This is a genomic window from Kribbella sp. CA-253562, from assembly GCF_050942265.1.
GTDB lineage: Bacteria > Actinomycetota > Actinomycetes > Propionibacteriales > Kribbellaceae > Kribbella.
In genome coordinates, this window is record NZ_CP192049.1 from 692766 (window position 1) to 708272 (window position 15507).

19 protein-coding genes are annotated in these 15507 nt (G+C 66.3%); 9 read left to right on the forward strand and 10 right to left on the reverse strand.

The window, feature by feature from the left end; all coding sequences use genetic code 11:
* Nucleotides 1–2: 2 nt before the first annotated feature.
* The gene (locus tag ACQPXM_RS03350; RefSeq protein ID WP_432944608.1) at nucleotides 3–878 is read left to right on the forward strand and encodes an aminoglycoside phosphotransferase family protein; all 876 of its coding nucleotides are present in this window, start codon (nucleotides 3–5) and stop codon (nucleotides 876–878) included.
* On the opposite strand, the gene ACQPXM_RS03355 is transcribed toward ACQPXM_RS03350, so the two are convergent.
* The 7 genes from ACQPXM_RS03355 to ACQPXM_RS03385 form a co-directional block, all read right to left on the reverse strand.
* Nucleotides 867–1457 (reverse strand): class I SAM-dependent methyltransferase, encoded by a 591-nt coding sequence (locus ACQPXM_RS03355; protein WP_432944609.1) that lies wholly within the window; start codon nucleotides 1455–1457, stop codon nucleotides 867–869. The two genes, ACQPXM_RS03350 and ACQPXM_RS03355, sit on opposite strands and share 12 nt — an antisense overlap.
* A gap of 105 nt (nucleotides 1458–1562) precedes the next feature.
* A complete protein-coding gene (locus ACQPXM_RS03360) occupies nucleotides 1563–1853 on the reverse strand; it encodes a DUF6247 family protein (RefSeq protein WP_432944611.1) in 291 nt (96 codons plus the stop codon).
* Nucleotides 1854–1862: 9 nt separating this feature from the next.
* The gene (locus ACQPXM_RS03365) at nucleotides 1863–2363 is read right to left on the reverse strand and encodes a GNAT family N-acetyltransferase (protein WP_432944613.1); all 501 of its coding nucleotides are present in this window, start codon (nucleotides 2361–2363) and stop codon (nucleotides 1863–1865) included.
* A 41-nt stretch (nucleotides 2364–2404) separates the two neighbouring features.
* Complete coding sequence (locus ACQPXM_RS03370; protein ID WP_432944615.1) at nucleotides 2405–3220, reverse strand: TolB family protein; 816 nt, start codon at nucleotides 3218–3220, stop codon at nucleotides 2405–2407.
* Nucleotides 3221–3349: 129 nt separating this feature from the next.
* The gene (locus tag ACQPXM_RS03375; RefSeq protein ID WP_432944617.1) at nucleotides 3350–4192 is read right to left on the reverse strand and encodes a nucleotide excision repair endonuclease; all 843 of its coding nucleotides are present in this window, start codon (nucleotides 4190–4192) and stop codon (nucleotides 3350–3352) included.
* Entirely contained in the window at nucleotides 4189–4842 is a 654-nt protein-coding gene (locus ACQPXM_RS03380) for a maleylpyruvate isomerase N-terminal domain-containing protein (protein ID WP_432944619.1), read from the reverse strand. Before ACQPXM_RS03380 ends, ACQPXM_RS03375 begins: the two co-directional genes overlap by 4 nt.
* Nucleotides 4843–4851: 9 nt before the next feature.
* On the reverse strand, nucleotides 4852–5067 hold the full coding sequence (locus ACQPXM_RS03385) for a hypothetical protein (protein WP_432944621.1): 216 nt from the start codon (nucleotides 5065–5067) through the stop codon (nucleotides 4852–4854).
* Nucleotides 5068–5511: 444 nt separating this feature from the next.
* On the opposite strand from ACQPXM_RS03385, the gene ACQPXM_RS03390 reads away from it, so the two are divergent.
* Together ACQPXM_RS03390 and ACQPXM_RS03395 are read left to right on the forward strand one after the other, a co-directional pair.
* Nucleotides 5512–6360, forward strand: coding sequence for a carbon-nitrogen hydrolase family protein (locus ACQPXM_RS03390; RefSeq protein WP_432944623.1), 849 nt, complete (start codon nucleotides 5512–5514; stop codon nucleotides 6358–6360).
* Nucleotides 6361–6519: 159 nt separating this feature from the next.
* Entirely contained in the window at nucleotides 6520–7023 is a 504-nt protein-coding gene (locus ACQPXM_RS03395; protein WP_432944625.1) for a GNAT family N-acetyltransferase, read from the forward strand.
* Here the strand turns inward: ACQPXM_RS03395 and ACQPXM_RS03400 are convergent.
* Together ACQPXM_RS03400 and ACQPXM_RS03405 are read right to left on the reverse strand one after the other, a co-directional pair.
* Complete coding sequence (locus tag ACQPXM_RS03400; RefSeq protein WP_432944627.1) at nucleotides 6936–8159, reverse strand: hypothetical protein; 1224 nt, start codon at nucleotides 8157–8159, stop codon at nucleotides 6936–6938. The genes ACQPXM_RS03395 and ACQPXM_RS03400 overlap by 88 nt on opposite strands.
* On the reverse strand, nucleotides 8156–9244 hold the full coding sequence (locus ACQPXM_RS03405; protein WP_432944629.1) for a helix-turn-helix domain-containing protein: 1089 nt from the start codon (nucleotides 9242–9244) through the stop codon (nucleotides 8156–8158). Before ACQPXM_RS03405 ends, ACQPXM_RS03400 begins: the two co-directional genes overlap by 4 nt.
* A 518-nt stretch (nucleotides 9245–9762) precedes the next feature.
* On the opposite strand from ACQPXM_RS03405, the gene ACQPXM_RS03410 reads away from it, so the two are divergent.
* A complete protein-coding gene (locus ACQPXM_RS03410; RefSeq protein WP_432944631.1) occupies nucleotides 9763–10155 on the forward strand; it encodes a hypothetical protein in 393 nt (130 codons plus the stop codon).
* 64 nt (nucleotides 10156–10219) lie between these two features.
* On the opposite strand, the gene ACQPXM_RS03415 is transcribed toward ACQPXM_RS03410, so the two are convergent.
* Entirely contained in the window at nucleotides 10220–11275 is a 1056-nt protein-coding gene (locus tag ACQPXM_RS03415) for a phosphotransferase family protein (RefSeq protein WP_432950933.1), read from the reverse strand.
* Here ACQPXM_RS03415 and ACQPXM_RS03420 point away from each other — a divergent pair.
* The 5 genes from ACQPXM_RS03420 (at nucleotide 11234) to ACQPXM_RS03440 (ending at nucleotide 15462) form a co-directional block, all read left to right on the forward strand.
* Nucleotides 11234–11899: a histidine phosphatase family protein gene (locus tag ACQPXM_RS03420; protein ID WP_432944633.1), complete on the forward strand. Its 666-nt coding sequence runs from the start codon at nucleotides 11234–11236 to the stop codon at nucleotides 11897–11899. The genes ACQPXM_RS03415 and ACQPXM_RS03420 overlap by 42 nt on opposite strands.
* A 280-nt stretch (nucleotides 11900–12179) precedes the next feature.
* Nucleotides 12180–12668, forward strand: a complete 489-nt coding sequence (locus ACQPXM_RS03425; RefSeq protein ID WP_432944635.1) for a hypothetical protein — start codon at nucleotides 12180–12182, stop codon at nucleotides 12666–12668.
* A gap of 200 nt (nucleotides 12669–12868) precedes the next feature.
* Nucleotides 12869–14275, forward strand: a complete 1407-nt coding sequence (locus ACQPXM_RS03430; RefSeq protein ID WP_432944637.1) for a hypothetical protein — start codon at nucleotides 12869–12871, stop codon at nucleotides 14273–14275.
* 6 nt (nucleotides 14276–14281) lie between these two features.
* Entirely contained in the window at nucleotides 14282–14629 is a 348-nt protein-coding gene (locus tag ACQPXM_RS03435; protein ID WP_432944639.1) for a hypothetical protein, read from the forward strand.
* Between the two features lie 170 nt (nucleotides 14630–14799).
* On the forward strand, nucleotides 14800–15462 hold the full coding sequence (locus ACQPXM_RS03440) for a hypothetical protein (protein WP_432944641.1): 663 nt from the start codon (nucleotides 14800–14802) through the stop codon (nucleotides 15460–15462).
* The last annotated feature ends 45 nt before the right edge of the window (nucleotides 15463–15507 follow it).

The window sequence follows — 15507 nt, forward strand, 5'->3', positions numbered from 1 at the left end:
GGGTGATTCCCAACGACTTCGCCACGCAGACCATCGCCCGAGAGGGTGCTCCGGGCCGGACCTGGATCGAACAACTCCCCGGCCTCACCGAGCACTACCTCGGGCGATGGCGCTGTGTGCCGGACGGTCCGCCGCTGCACGGCCAGGTCGCGCTGATCGTTCCGGCCACGCGCGACGGAGCGTCCGTCGTACTGAAGCTGTCTTTTCCGCATCTTGGGAATCGCGGCGAGCCGTTCGCTCTGGCGGCTTGGAACGGCCGGGGTGCGATCCGCCTGCTCGAGCGCGACGACGAGGCTTTTGCGATGCTGCTGGAACGCGCGTCGCACGAAACGTTGTCCACCGCAACGGAGGTGTGGACGGAGGCGGGCCGTCTCGCCCACCGTCTCGCTGTGCCCGCTCCTCCCGAGATCACCCGGCTGTCCTCCCTCTCGCCGGGCTGGCGGCAGCAAATGCTTGCTCAGAGCAAGGAACTCGGCGATCCGTTGCCGGGCCGGCTGATCGACGCCGCCCTGGAGACCATCGACGTCTTCGCCGACGACCCCACCGACACGATGCTGCACGGCGACCTGCACTGCGCCAACATCCTGCGCGCCGAGCGGGAACCCTGGCTCGCGATCGATCCGAAGGGCCTGGCCGGCAGCGCGGCGTACGACGCGGCCACCATCGTGCGCGACCGCCCGGACGAACTCGACGGCGATCTGGCCGCCGTCCTGCACCGCCGCCTCGACGCCTTCAGTGAAGCCGCCGAGGTGGACCCTCAGCTCGCTCGCCGCGCCACCCAGGCCCGAGCCGTTAGCTCGGCGCTCTGGGAACGCCTGCACAACCAGCCTCGCCTCGGCATCGACTTCGCCGACCGGATCTCCGAACTACTGCTCTGACTTGTGTCCCTTCACGATCAACGCAGTCCCAGCTCCCCGCGCCGGCGGCCGCCACTGCTTGCTCACCACGTCCCCGAACCCCGCCGCGGCGACTTCCTCCGCGAGTCCCTCCGGCGCCCACTTCGCATGCACCGAGATCAGCAACCGCCCACCCGGCTTCAGGATCCGGTGAACCTCCGCGAGCCCAGCCGCCCGATCCGGCCACAGGTGCACGTTGTTGACCGACATCACCACACTCGCCGACCGCTCCGGCCGATGCGTGTCAGCCGCCTCCCCGCGAATCAGCTCGACCTTCCCGGATTCCACGAGCTCCCGGCACCGCCGCTTGGCCGCCAGCAACATCTCCTCCGAGGGATCCACCCCCACCACCACCCCGGCGTACCGAGCCGCGGCCCGCAGCCCCACCCCAGGCCCCGGCCCGATCACCACCACCTGCTCCTTGCCTCGCAACCCGGCCATCTCCACCAGGTACTTCTCGGTCGCCCCGTTCAAACGAGCCATCAACCACCCGCCGAACCGCCCCCAAGCTCCCTCGGGCCGCCCGAACCCTTTCATCAGCACCTCGTCCACGACACCCATGCGATCCATGACACCACGCACCGTCACGGCGCGGCAGTCATCCCACCCAGGTGGATGGAATGTCGTCCGGCGGAGTGCCGTCTCGGCGGGCTCACGGCGAGCAGGTCACAACCTGCCGGACCAGTTCGGTAGGACCTGAGCGGCGGGTACGAACTCGTCGTCTCGGCTCTCGCGCGCAGAGGCCGCCGCCTCGTCGAAGTCCGGGTGAGACAACGCGACCGCTCGGAGGTGCCACAAGTGCAGTACGTCGCGCAGTTGGTGGAACCGCGAGACCTCGTGTGCCGCGTCCAGCGCCTGGTGGTACTCGCCCAGGAACTGCTCGTGCCATCGCTGGGGCAGCGTGCGCAGGATCTCGGCGGGGTCGTCCCTCGGGCTCTGAATCGAGTGGGCGGTCACGGCGTCAGATCAACCGTTCGCCGGGCGCATTTTGTCCACCGGGTCAATCGCCAGGACGTAGCTGAAGCCGGGTTTTCCGTTCAGTTCGACCTCGCCGGTGCGGGTGAAGCCGACGCGCGTGAGGATCTTCTGGGACGCGACGTTGTCCGCCGTGGTCCGCGCGGTGATCCGCGTCAGCCCGTACGGCGTACTGATGACCTCCCGCACCGCCCACGTCGCCAGTCCGCGCCCGGCGGCCGACTCCGCGATCCGGTAACCGAGCTCGGCCGAGCCGTCCTGGATGTCGAACAGGTTGACCCGCCCGACGATCCGCCCCTCGTCGACCAGCACGTGGAAGTGGTCCGTGCCGGCGTCCTGCATCGCCAGCAAGGCCGCGTGCCGCTCCGGGAACTCGTCGAAGTACGCATCACCACGGTCGGGAATCACCCGCGCGAAGTACGCCCTGTTCTCCCGCTCGAACCGCAGCAGCTCGTCCGCATGCTCGGCCCCGAGCCGCTCCACCGTCACCATGCGGCGAACCTACAACCCGCCCCGCGCCGTACGCGAAGGAGTTAGTCGACCGGATACGCGACGTACGCGAACGACCTGCTGTCCGGCGACCAGCTCGGCACGTTCATCGTGCCTTGCCCGCCGAACACTGTCGCGATCTCCCGAATCCCGCCGGAGTTGTCGAGCAGCCGCACCCGCACGTCCTCCACATCCGCCGGATGCCCCAGCGTCCCCGGCGGGAAACTCACGTACGCGATCGCCGACCCGTCCGGCGCCGGATGCGGAAACCAGTTCACCCGCTCGTCGTCGGTCAGCTGCTCGACGGTCTCACCCGCGATCCGGAACAACTGCGCATGCCCCGGCGCGGTCGCCGCCCGCTCGGAATTGAAATAGATCGACCCATCCGGGCCGAACTCACATCCGTCATCAGCAAACTCGTCATCGGTCACCTGAACGTCGACCCCACCGTTCGCGGGAATCGTCCACACATTTGTGGTCCGCTCGGCGTCCATCCCGATGTAGGCGAGCGTCAACCCGTCCGGCGAAATCCCGTGCAGATAATGCCGAAACCCCGCACCACGGTCGTTGCTGACCCGCCGAGGCTCCCCGCCCGTCATCGGTACGGCGTACAAATGCCCGTCCTCGGCCGAAACGTAAACCGTCGCGCCATCCGGGCTCACCACATGATCATTGTTGATCTCCGGCACCCCGCCGAGCGGAATCTCCTCGAGTTCCCCACCATTCACCGGCACCCGAAACAGCAACCCGTCGCCGTTGACCACCAGCCATTTCCCGTCCGGCGTCCAGTTCGGCGCCTCGACCAGCACGCTGTCCGAAGCGAACACCAGCCGACTCACCCCCGTCCGCACGTCGACCACAAAAACCTCAGCCCGCTGCCCCACTCGAAGTCGCCGCGCCATACGGCAAACCTACCCGCGCTCGCCGAGCGATGTTGGACTTGCCCACTTCGGCTCGGACGCTCCGCCACTCGCGCAGGCCTTAGAACCTCACCCGTTGATCACCGGAGCGATCTCCTCGCACACCAACCGCCGGTAGGTCTCCACATCCAGCACCCGCCCCCGTACGCCGTGCCGTAACCGCCGTTCCCGCACCAACCGCGGCCCACCTGCGAAGAACCCCAGCGCCGCCTCCCGATCCCGCCGCAATGCCGGCTGCATGTACCCCGGCCGACCGCTTGCCCCCAGCAACAACTCGTCGACCAGCTTCGCCCGCGACCCCGACAGAAACCGGTGCAGTCCATCCCGCATTCCGTCATCCACAGCGATCGTGAACGCCTCCGGCGCCGACCGCGTGATCGAAGCCGGCATGCGCTCGCCCTCACCACTGCTTGCCCACAGCAATCGAAGCAACGCCGTATACCCATCACTGCAAGCGATTCCCAGCCGCGACGCCACCCCCTTCCCCAGATGCGGAAAGCACCCGTACGCCCGCCCCGCCATCGGAGTCACAGTCTCCAGCCTGAACCCCAGCACCCCAGCCCCCGCCTCACGCACCACCACGTAAGGAATCCGAGCAGCCTGCCCCACCGCAGCAACCCCACGCACCCCCGTGTCAGCGTTGAACGCCGGCGACAGCGCGAAGATCAACTCCGACTCCCGCCAAGCCGCAGCCTCCTCGTCGACCGCCGTCTCCCAGACCACCCGCCGTACCAGCTCATACCGCCGATACAACCCCACCCGAGGCCCCTCCGCCGCGGCATGCTGCCGAAGCCGCTGCCGCAGGTTCCCCGCCTTCCCGACGTACAGCACGTGACCCAGCTCATCCAGAAACAGATAGACCCCAGCCCCACCAGGCGCTTCACCCGCGGCGTCCCGCAGTACGGCGTTCATCCCAACGCCAGCGGAAGCCTGACCGCGATCTCGCCCAACTCGGCCTTCTCCGCAGCACTCGCCACCCGCCGCCCCGTCCCGACCAGCAGCACGTTGGCATCAGACCAGTCCGCCGGAAACGCCGTACCAGCGATCTCCTCCAGCATCCACCGGCACCGAGCCAGCCCCTCATCCGGTGGCCCCGCAATCCCCGGCAACTGAGCGACCAAATCCAAGTGATGCAAGGTCCACTCCATCACGTACGCCGCGAGGTAATCGCCCGCCGTCAGCACCTCACCCTGCGTCTCGACCCGCATCCCAGGATCGGCGAGTTCCGCCGCCCGCCCAGCGGCCGCCCCCACGTCCTCCAGGTGGAACCGCAGCAACCCCGGATCCCCGTACGCCGCCGCCAGCCGCACGATCAACGCGTCCAGCGGGTCCTCCCCGGTCGGCGGTTCCACCACCTTCCAGTACGTCACCGCGTCGCGCGTGACCGCCCGATCGGTCGGCGTCACCAACGTGATCAACACGTCCTGAGCGTCGATCACCAGATGACACACCAAATCCCGGACCAACCACCCAGCACAGCCCGACGGCCGCGCGAAATCCGCATCGGCGACGTCCGCCACCGCCGCCCGCAACGCCGCCCACGAACGCCCGAACAACTCCATCCCAGCAACCTAACCCGCGACCCAGCCGGCTTTCCGCAGTACCTCGTCCGCGATCTCAGCAACAGCCCGCCCATCGGTCACCACCGTGAAATCCGCCGGCCCCGACCGCTCCAGACTCTCCGCCAGCTCGACCGACCGCCGTACCAGCGCCTCGTACGACGACCCGACCTCCCGCTTCTTCACCCGCTCCCGCAGGACGCCGTCGCCGGCCGTCAACCGGCACACCTGAATCTCCGCCCCCGGAACAGCCTCCGCGTATCCCGCCAGATCGTCCGCCCCGTCCCGCGGAAGTTCCCGCCCAAACTGGTTGCCACCCGCAACACCACCCCGCCGTACGCCGATCACCGCCGTCCCGAACCGGCGAGTCGCCGATTGACGATCCCACCCGTCGTCTGTTGAGATATGGCTCCGGCGCGGCCCGCGCCGAACCTTCGTCGACCGGCCCCAGCCCGGTCCACTCCAGAAGGCAAAGGGATCCATGATCTCGGGCCGCTCGTCCTGGTCGACCGCCTCGGACGGGATCGCTGGGGGATCGCGTGCGAGTGCGTGGAAGGCCAGATGACAGCGCACAGGAATCTCAAACGCCGGGTCCGAGCCCGCGCCGCCAAGACCGGCGAGTCCTACACGACTGCCCTCCGGCACTTCCGTCCGACTCCCTCAGGAGAAGACATGCCGGAACGTTCCACCCTGCGCCTCGCCGTCGCCCAGTCGACGGTCCGCCAGGACCCCACCGACCCCGACGCGCTGCGCGAGAGCGGCGCCGAGGTCCGCACCTTCATGCGCCAGGCCGCCAAGGCCGGCGCCCGCCTGGTCCACTTCGCGGAAGGCGCCCTCTGCTTCCCCGACAAGTACGTCATGTCCGAACTGGGCCCCGACCAGCTCGGCCCGTCCGACTGGACCACAGCCCAGTGGCCGGTCCTCGACGCCGAGCTCGCCGGCATCGCCGCACTCAGCGCCGAACTGGGCATCTGGACCGCCATCGCGTCCCTCCACCAGCAGCCCGAGGCCCGCCCGCACAACAGCCTCTACGTCTTCGACGACCGAGGCGAACTCGTCACCCGGTACGACGAACGCACCCTCTCCACCACCAAGCTCAACTACATGTACACCCCAGGCACCAAGCCGGTCACCTTCGACCTGGACGGCTACCGCTTCGGCCTGGCAGTAGGCATGGACGCCCACATCCCCGAGATCTTCATCGACTACGTACGCCGCGACGTAGACGCCGTCCTCCTCTCCTACGCCACCACCGGCCTCTCCCAGGGCCAAGACGCCGTAGCCGCGGTAGCCCCCGCCAACGCCGCCATCAACCACTACTGGCTCAGCCTCGCCGTCTCCACCAACTCCAACCTCCCCGAAACCGCAGCCGGCATCCTCAACTCCTCGGGCCAGTGGGCCACCCAGTGTCCCCTTGACGCGACCCCGGCCTTCACCACCTACGACCTCCACAAAGACAACGCCCTCCACGAGTCCGCCCGAGCCTGGCGCCAAGCAGCCCGAACCCGCGTGACTTCCTGACCCGCACGCCGGTCCGGGTGCCAACTTGGGCACCCGGACCACCCCACAGCCTGATGCGCGCCCGGCCGACGGCAAACGCGCGCAGCGACACTCAGTGCGCGATTGCCGGGTTGTTCTCGATGGCCAAGACTGGGACCGCTGCGCCAAGGGAGGGAGATCTTGGACGTCGAAGTGCTGACCGACGACGATTGGAAGCTCCTGCGGGACCTTCGACTGCGCGCTCTCGACGAATCCCCCGGCGCCTTCCTGTCGAAGGCCGACGCCACCAGAGCAGGCGACGAAGCGTACTGGCACGAACGCTGCGCCCGCGATACCTGGGTGATCGCTCGCATCGGACAGGAGGTTGTCGGGATGGCTTGCTCGGTCCAGGATCCCGACCACTCGTCCGACGCAAGGCATGTCGAATCGGTGTGGGTCGAACCTGCACATCGCCGAAAGGGCGTGCTGCGCGCGATGCTCCGGCATCTTGTCGAGTCCGAACCGGGTGTTCACAGCTGGTTCGTGTGGGTCCTCGACGGCAACGAGCTGGCCCGGGACGTCTACGAGCGTCTGGGTTTCCGGAGTACCGGCGAACGTCAAACCCTGGCTGGTGCTGTCGAACGATCGGAAGCACGGATGAGGCTTGACGACGTAGGGATCCGTGGTCTCGGTTCAGCGCCGTAACCGCACGAAATCCAGTGCGTCAGCTCGAGTTCGTTCATGGCCTCGCGCTCGCTGAGGGACGTCCCAGTGCGTGGCATGATCCGCTGCCAGCGCTCGTCGTCGATTCGCCATCGCTGGATGAAATCGACGCAGAGCTCAGGCGAGATCAGCTCCAGCTGCTCCGTCGCCCTCAGCAGCGACTTCTGTGCCGAGGACGGGTCTGCGCCTGTTCTGTCCTGGATGGCCGAGAGGCGATGGAACGTCTCCCAAATCATCTCGCGCCGGTCGTCGATGAACAGTCGCCAGTAGGTTTCACTGGCCGCGTTCTCGAGTTGATCCTTCGCCTCCCATCCAGGCGTGGCGCTGAACAACGCATAGAGGCCCTCGGCGACAAGGTCGCCGAACTCCTCGCGAGCCGCCCGCTCAGGATCTGCGAACGGAAGGTACTCGTCCTGCCGCGCCTCGCCGATCTTCGGTAGTGAGCGAGCCGCGGCGTGCTGAGCGAAGAAGAACCAGTCCTCGTTGTAGACATCGGGGAAGAACGACACCGCTGGATGCTGCGTGTTGACTCCGAGCACAGCGCCGCTCACGAACACGTCCTGCCCGAGCCCGGCGAGGCGCCGCGCGTGACAGACGACGGAGTTGTCCGGGAAGTACCGACTGGTCATGGCGGCGACAGGGTTGCGATCGAGCGAACCCGAAAAACGAGAGATGTCGCGAGGCCGGAGGTGGTGAATGTCGTCGTCGACGAAAAGGATCTTGCTCCAGCCTCGCAGACGGGCCAGGACCAATCCGATGTTGCGCTTCGAGCTGAGATCGCTGGAGCGCTCCGCGCTGGCAGTGAAGAAGGTCTTGTCGGAGGTCAAATGGTGGTGCCCGAGCAATTGGTAGTCGCGGGGTACGTCGACAACGAGCGCCCGCGCTCCGAAAGTAGCCTCCACTCTCGCTGCCACCTTGTCCCACTTCGCCTGCCGGCTGCACAGCACCACCAGCGGAACCGACAACATCGCGGACAGCTCGATGATCCGCTGCAGGTTCGGCCGGGACGCCGGTACGACGATCGCGTCCAGCCGGCTGTTCGTAGGCGACGGCGCAACAGCCGACACGTCCCTCAAAAGTGAAGCGTGCGACGCCACATGTTTGGTGCCATTGCTCATTCGGCAGTCGCCTCGTTGCTCGGAGACCACTCGTACAGCCGGGTCGACTCGATCTCGAGATCCGGCGAGAGCGCCTCGCCGTTCAGTACCGGCACTCTCAGCAACAACGCGAACTCCCCACCTGGAAAACGGCTGGAGAGAAAGGCCTCGTTGCGCTCCCGTACGGCGATATCGGTCAGAGTACGGACGGCGCCGACGACGCCGCGACTGTGAATGCCGTTGCAGATGGTGAGAGTTTGGCTGTGGTTGTAAGGGTTCCGCACCCTGGCCAGCAGCGCGACGTCTTCGAGCAGTTCGCGACCGTTGTCCGCCGTGTCGTCCCAGACCGGCCGGTACTCGCGGCCGCCGGGCCCGCTGGTTCGAAAGATCTCACCTGTTTTCAGATCGTCGACTTCGACCTGGGACACCGGCATCTCGCGCAGGGTCTTCAGCATCCGCTTCATGATCCGGTTCCAGCCGACGCCTCCGAGCACCACGACATGGCTGGAGAGATCATCGGCCACCACCTCGGAGGGCAGCCGATGCACGACGTTCGCGGTGGGGTTGCAAGCGCGAACATGGCCCCACAGCTCGATCAGGGCATCCAGGTCGGCGTACCGGAACATCCGGGTGTAGTTCGGGTTCTTCTCATTGGCCATCGGAGGCCGCTCGGCAAGCGGGGCTTCCGGGCAGATGATCGTGATCGGATCGCTGTCGAAGGTCCAGGTCGAGAGTCCGCCGGTCGACGATCCGGCGACCTCGCCCGGGCCGTGGACTGCGTTGCGCAAGGTGACGAGTTCCTCGTGGAGATCGTGAAAGCGGCGTCGCTCGTCTGATGTCAGTTCGTCCTCGGGCACCAGGTACGCCGGATCGGTTGTCGACCGATCGGAGCAGAAGAACAGCGCGTACGAGTGGAGTCGTTCCACCGGCGGCACCTTGGGGTTGGTCCGCGACTCCCAGGAACTGATGGTTGCGACGGCCACCGAGGACTCTTGGCTGAGCGCGTGCGCCAGGTCCGCCTGAGTCAGCTTGGACGCATGCGAGATACGAAGACCGCGAAGCCTCTTGGCAAGGCGTGCGGCCTCTGGTGAAGGGGCCAAGGTCACTCCCGGATGCTGTCGACCGGATGCGCGCGTTCGGCAACCGTATACCTGTCTACACCCGAAGACACTTGTAACACCACAACATCGGGCTGTTGAACTGAAACCGGCACTCAGACGCTCAGGTGCCACGCTAGGTAAACGGCCCGCTGCTGCGAAGGTAACGGTTCAGTTCAAGCGGGTTTTCGGGTTGCCCACCAGCTACACCGCGTTCTACCGTAATTACACAAGCTCTACTGGCTTCAAGGTGAAGTCAGTCATCGGTGGTAGAGGGAGACGACGGGACTCGACAGCCACGCGCGAGCTCTTGGGACCCGCCAGGGCAGATCTGCCGGCCAATCCGATGTCCTGAGCGACGCCATCTCGTGGCGCCTCTGTCCAAGTCCATGCCGATCCTGGTTTCCCAGCGATCGATGGTCCTCACGTCTTCAGTGACCAGCACCCCGTCAGGCAGCAGCTCCGACCCCAGCGTCGAGATCGTGAGCTCGCCGGCCGGCAGCTGGAGTCTCCGTGGAACTTCGGAGGTGGTGACCATGTTGCAACGCATGCCGCGGCACAACACAGCCACGCGCAATGCCTCTCGCTCCGCCATCGGGATGTGGGTCCTGATGGCCGCGGACCTGATGGCCGTTGTCTGGATGCACACCTTTGGTCCGTGGCTCGACCAGTCCTCGCGCTTGACGGCCACCGCAACACTCGGCGGCCACCACGTCGTCGTACTGGGTTTCGCCGCCGCCGGCTTCCTGATGCTCGCCGCACTTGCGCTGCTGACGGACGGTTTCACCAAGACCACCCCCAAACTGACGCTGGCCACGAACGCAGCCTGTGTGGTCTCGGTGGTCGCCGTCGCAGGCCTGATCGCATTCGTACTGGTAGCCCTGCTGGGCCGACTGCTCTTCGGGAAACTCCGCCCCTGAGACCACCGGTCGCAGTACGCCGTACGGCGGGCTCGTCTGCTCCAACTGGCGAGCCCGCCGTCGATCACCGATCAAGCCGCGCGAGCGCGTCCCGGAGAAACTCGTCGCGCTGACCGGTGATCACCGGCCCGAGATCAGTACGCGTGTTCAGAGCCGCAACGACATCCCAATAGGCCAAATCCACCGCAGCCCTACCGGCCGCTTGTTCCCACCCGTCAACAACCGCGTCGATCGCCTCGAGCCCGTAGTAGAAAGCCATCTGCTTGCGCAGCTCGCCAAGATCCACCCCCGGATTGCCAACCCCAGCGGTCTTCCAGTCGATCAAGACGCAAGCGCTGTCCCCAACCCGAACCACATTGCCCGGCCAAACATCACCGTGCACGAACACCGTCGTACCCCGAGGCCGTTCCGTACGCCGAATCCACTCGTCCGCCACCCGCAGCAACGGCGTCGATCCCATCGCACCGCGCCGCCGATCCCCGGCGAAATCATCGACCGCGATCGGCCGAGTCCTGACCGGCAACCCATCCCGAGCCGTCAAGGAAACCGCATGAACCCGCGCCAGCGCCGCCCCAACCAGCCGAAGTTGTGGAGCCCCCATCACCCGCGGCCACGCAGTACTCCCGCCAACAACGCTCTCCAATGTCGCCGGCACCCCAGCAGCACTGCCCTCGAGATCCCTACCCACCAACCGCGGAGCCGGCACACCATGGCGTTCAGCGACCTCCAACGCCGCCGCGCCAGTGACGATCATCTCCGCGTCAATCCGCGAAGTCGGAGCCCGCAGGACCACCTTCCGCACGCCCTCAGGCGTCGAAATCCCCAACAGCCAGGGGCCTTCCCGGCCGTGCAAAGCCCGCACGGTCACAACCCTCGCTCCGCCGCCGACGCACTCAGCAGCCCATTCCAACATCCGCTCGGCCGACGCACCGCCGCCTGCAGTTCTACCCTTCCCGCACTCGGCGAGACTGCCACACCCCCGGGTAGGGGACAAGACAAGTCCCTCAACGAAACAACGAGATTCCGTCAAGGACGCGTGAGAGGCTGCGAGCCTGCAACGGCAAGTCGGAAAGGGATCATGAGGCACATCTACCTCGTCACACACCCCGAGGCGCAGCATCACGTCGACGGCCTGGTCGGAGGCTGGTACGACTCGGAGTTGACGGCCTGCGGACTCCTGCAGGCCGAACGCATCGCCGAGGCGCTGGTGAGCAAAATCGGACCCGAGGATGTTGAGGTCCACTCCTCCGATCTGCAACGAGCCAATCGAACGGCACAGCGGATCGCCCAGAGATTCTCCGTCGAGGTCCACACTGATCCGCGACTCCGCGAGAGATCCAACGGCGAGGCCGACGGACTTCCCCAAGCCTGGCTCGCCGAGCGCCGCATCCCACTTCCCCAGTACGGCGACCGACTCGGCCACCACGACGGACCAGCCGGCGCAGAGACCCGAATGGAATTGGTCAAGCGCCTCTACCCGGCCCTCAACGAAATCCTCCGTCGCCCAGCGACAACCCAGATCATCGTGTCCCATGGCTCCGCATCGAGCTATCTGATCGCCTCCTGGATCGGCATGCCGATGACCCTTGCCGACCGCGCGTTCTTCCCGTTGACCTCGGGCAGCATCACCACTCTGCTCCGCAACGACAGCCACTTCAGCCACCAGGTTGTCTCTCTGAATGAGACCCAGCATCTGCAGAATCTCGAGGAGTCGGCATCATCGCCCGATGCAACAAACATTTGATGGTGGGCAGAAGTGGAATGGCCCATGTTGGCCAATGCGTCAGTCAACGCAGGTCGGCCATTCGCGCGGCCAAAGGACTGCTCCTAGATTCACCGGGCGAGCTGAGCACTGAATGTTTCCGATCGGGCTGGTGAGCTAGCGGAAACCAAGTGACGGTGCAAGACTCGAAGGGACGATTGAGCCCTCATCGCCGGCTCTGCGACGTCGCACGACCTGGCACCTCACGCCGGCCGCCGCTCATCGCGGACTTGGTCCGGCCCGGGGCAGGCAGGGGGACAGGATGCCCGATGATTCCAGCGTCCGTGCGGAGTTGCAGGCCAAGATCGAAAGGCGGCGTGCGGGCATCGCAGCCTTTCTGCGCGAAGTCCGACCGCGCCGCAATCGGCTGACGAACGTCAGCATCATCAGTAGCGCGCTGGCCGCCGCTTTCGTGGCAGGTCCCGCACTGGCGGGGCCGCCATTCACGGACGCCGTCAAACAGGAGTTGTCTCTCGCCAGCGGTGCGTCGGTCTGGAGACCTCTCTGTATCGCGGCGTTGATCGTCTCCTTGGTGTCGGCTGTCTCCAGCAACCTGAGCAAATCCCAGGACCTCGCCACCCGAGTCACTGCCGCCGAGGTGTGCAGTACGGAACTCGAAGCAGTGGCGACGTCGCTCCAGTTCGGACACCTCTCGGTGGAGGAGGCTGTCGAGCAATATCACCAGTGCGTCAGCAAGATCCCGTTCGTCGAGGAGCAGCCGGACAGGGCGAATTCCCCCGGGCAGACGTGACATCGAGCGCTTGAATCAAATGTCACCGATTGTGCCCGGCCTCTGGACCTCCAGTTGCGATCGTCGTACCGTCGCTCCCGTTGGGGGGAAATTCAACCATGAGGGATTGTCATTCCTGTGGCACGGCCAATCGGCTCGGCGCCACCTATTGCGGCACGTGCGGAATTCCGCTGCCACTGGCAGAACACGATCCGGCAACAATGCCACCGTCCGATGCCACCCGCTATCTGTGCGCGGCGGTCCAGCTGAACAGCAAGCTGGCCGGCCAGGTCGTCCGCGACATCCTGGACGACTACAAAGCGCCGCCGTGGTCACCCGATGTCGACCTCGTGCCAGTGGTCTTGCACGCGCTCGTGGCCCGGAAGCGGCAGTTCATCCGCGACCTCCTGCTGGCACTGCTCCTGCTCGGCGCACTGTGGGGCCTCTACACGGCGCGGCCGCTCGTCTTCGTGATCGGTCTCGCGCTCTGCTGGGTGGTCGTTGTCGGCGAGACGCTGGTAGCGACGTACGGCGTTGTCTCGCGTGAACTGCACCCGGCCCGGTTCCATCCGGACAGGTTGCCGCGGCCGAGCAATTCCGGGGTCCGCCGGCGACTCGAGCGGGTCACCGCGGCCGGCCGCGGAAACGTCAGCGTCTACAGCGGATACAGGCCTTTCGCCGGAAGTGGTACACCTATCGATGCGTGGTCCATCGTGCTCGACACCGACCAGGCCGCAGCGGGGGAGACGGCCAAGTACTTCACCGCGCTGGAGGTCCACGACTTCGTCCGCGACCAGTTGCGCGACCTGCGGACCGGCGATGTCACGATCACCGATCGCGTGTTCGTCGACGGTCGGGACATCCGCGAGGACGGCCGGTTCCTGCCCGACCAGCTGACACCGCCGGTCGCTGAAGTCGATCGCGCGCTGCTGCGCAGCTTGACGATCGAGCCCGAGGACCGCGCGCGCCCATACCTGTGCGTCCAGGTCAGCGGCTGGCGCGGCCAACTGGTCCAGTCGAGCTTCCTGCGTTTCGTCGTGACGCCGCACGAGCTGTTCGTCGAGGCCAGCCATTGCCTGCTCGCTCCGGTGCGGGACGAGTTCCAGGAAGTCGACCGGCTGCTGCCGCAGCCCACCGTGGGGCAGGCGTTGCGGATCGGCTGGCGAGCAGTACGACGTACGCCGGGACACGTGGTTCGTGCCCCGTTCGCGACCGTCGCTCACTTCATGGGCCCGGCGATGGCCGAGGTCCAGCGGGTCAGACAGCAGCGCCAGATCCTCACCGCCCTCCGGTTCGACTACGGGGCGCCGACCAGCCCGCGGGAGACGGTCAGCGATCAGCAGTATCAGCGGTACTTCCAGAAGCTCGATCAGGCGTTGTTCTCGAAGGTGATCGACAAGCGGGTGTTCCAGTCCCTCACCGAGTTCCTCGAGTCCAAGGGGATCGACACCGCCGACCTGACCCAGCGCCGTACGACGATCCAGAACACCGGCGTGTACGTCGCCGCCGGCGGCAGCGTCACGGCGGGCAGCATCGCCGCGGGGAGCGGAGCCCGCGCGACCTCCGTGATCTCGAGAGTCGCCAACGCGGCCAGACAGGGCGTCAACGAAGCAGTCGGAAAGAGCTGATCACTGATGTCGAAGAACGACGGAATCAAGATCAACGGCGGACAGGTCTCGGTGGGCGCGATGGCGGCCGGTGACCACGCGACGGCGACCAACGTCTCAGCGGTGTCGACCGACTCGCTCGCCAACGCCCGGGCCGAGATGGCACGGCTCCTCGAGCTGCTGCGAGCCCAGCCGGAGCTGCCCGACCAATCCGTCGCGATGGCCGAGCTCGCCGAACACGAACTGGGGAAGGAAGAGCCGGACAAGGGATCGGTACTGCGCCTGCTGGACCTGATCGCGTCCGGAGCCAAGTCGATCGCTTCGATCGGCAGCGCGGTGACCGCAGTCCAGCAGGCGGTCACCGCAATCCTGTAATTGTCCGGGGGGACGAACTGATGTCTGCGTACTGCACAACCTGCGGCACCCGCCGTACGGAGTCGACCAACTTCTGCTCACACTGCGAAGCCGGCTTCGAGGAATCGCGACCCACCCGAAAGCTCGAGGCCCCGTCCGGCCACGCAGAAAGCTGGTTCGTCGGCGCCACGGTGATGCTCGCCGCCGCCGTGGTCCTCGGAATCCTCGGGATCAACGCCCTGATCTCCAACGCTTTGACCACCCCTGCTTCCGCCGGCGCCGGCGCCGGCGACGTCGTCCACGTCGGCTCCGACGGCTACATCTCACCTGGCGTGGCACCTCAGACCTCCGAAGATGCGCCGACCGAAACCTGGTCACCTTCCCCGACGGAGGACGAGACAACAACCGAACCACCCGCCGAGCCGACCCCGACTCCAGAACCCACCCTGGGCAACGACCTGGTCTCCGTGGCACCCGAGGCAGCCCAGGATCCCGCCACGCCTGTTGTCGTTGATCTGCTGACGAGCTACTTCACAGCGATCAACGACAACGACTACGTCACCTACCAGGCCCAACAGACGCCCGCAGCGCAGGCGCTCATGACCCGCCCGAAATTCGCCACCGGCTTCCGCTCCACCACCAACTCCGACGTCACCCTGCTGAGCTTGACCCCCACCGCGGATGGCCGGCGCCTGGCCAAGATCACCTTCACCAGCAACCAGGACGCCGCCGACGGCCCTCAAGGCCAAACCTGCACTCGTTGGTCGGTCAGCAAGTTCCTCAAAGGCGAACCGCCAACCCTTCAGATAGACAAGGCCCCGAAGAGCTACAAAGCGACCTACGCGCCCTGCTAACCGCGCCTAGCCCGCACTCGAGAGGTCGGCCCGAGTAGAGGGATC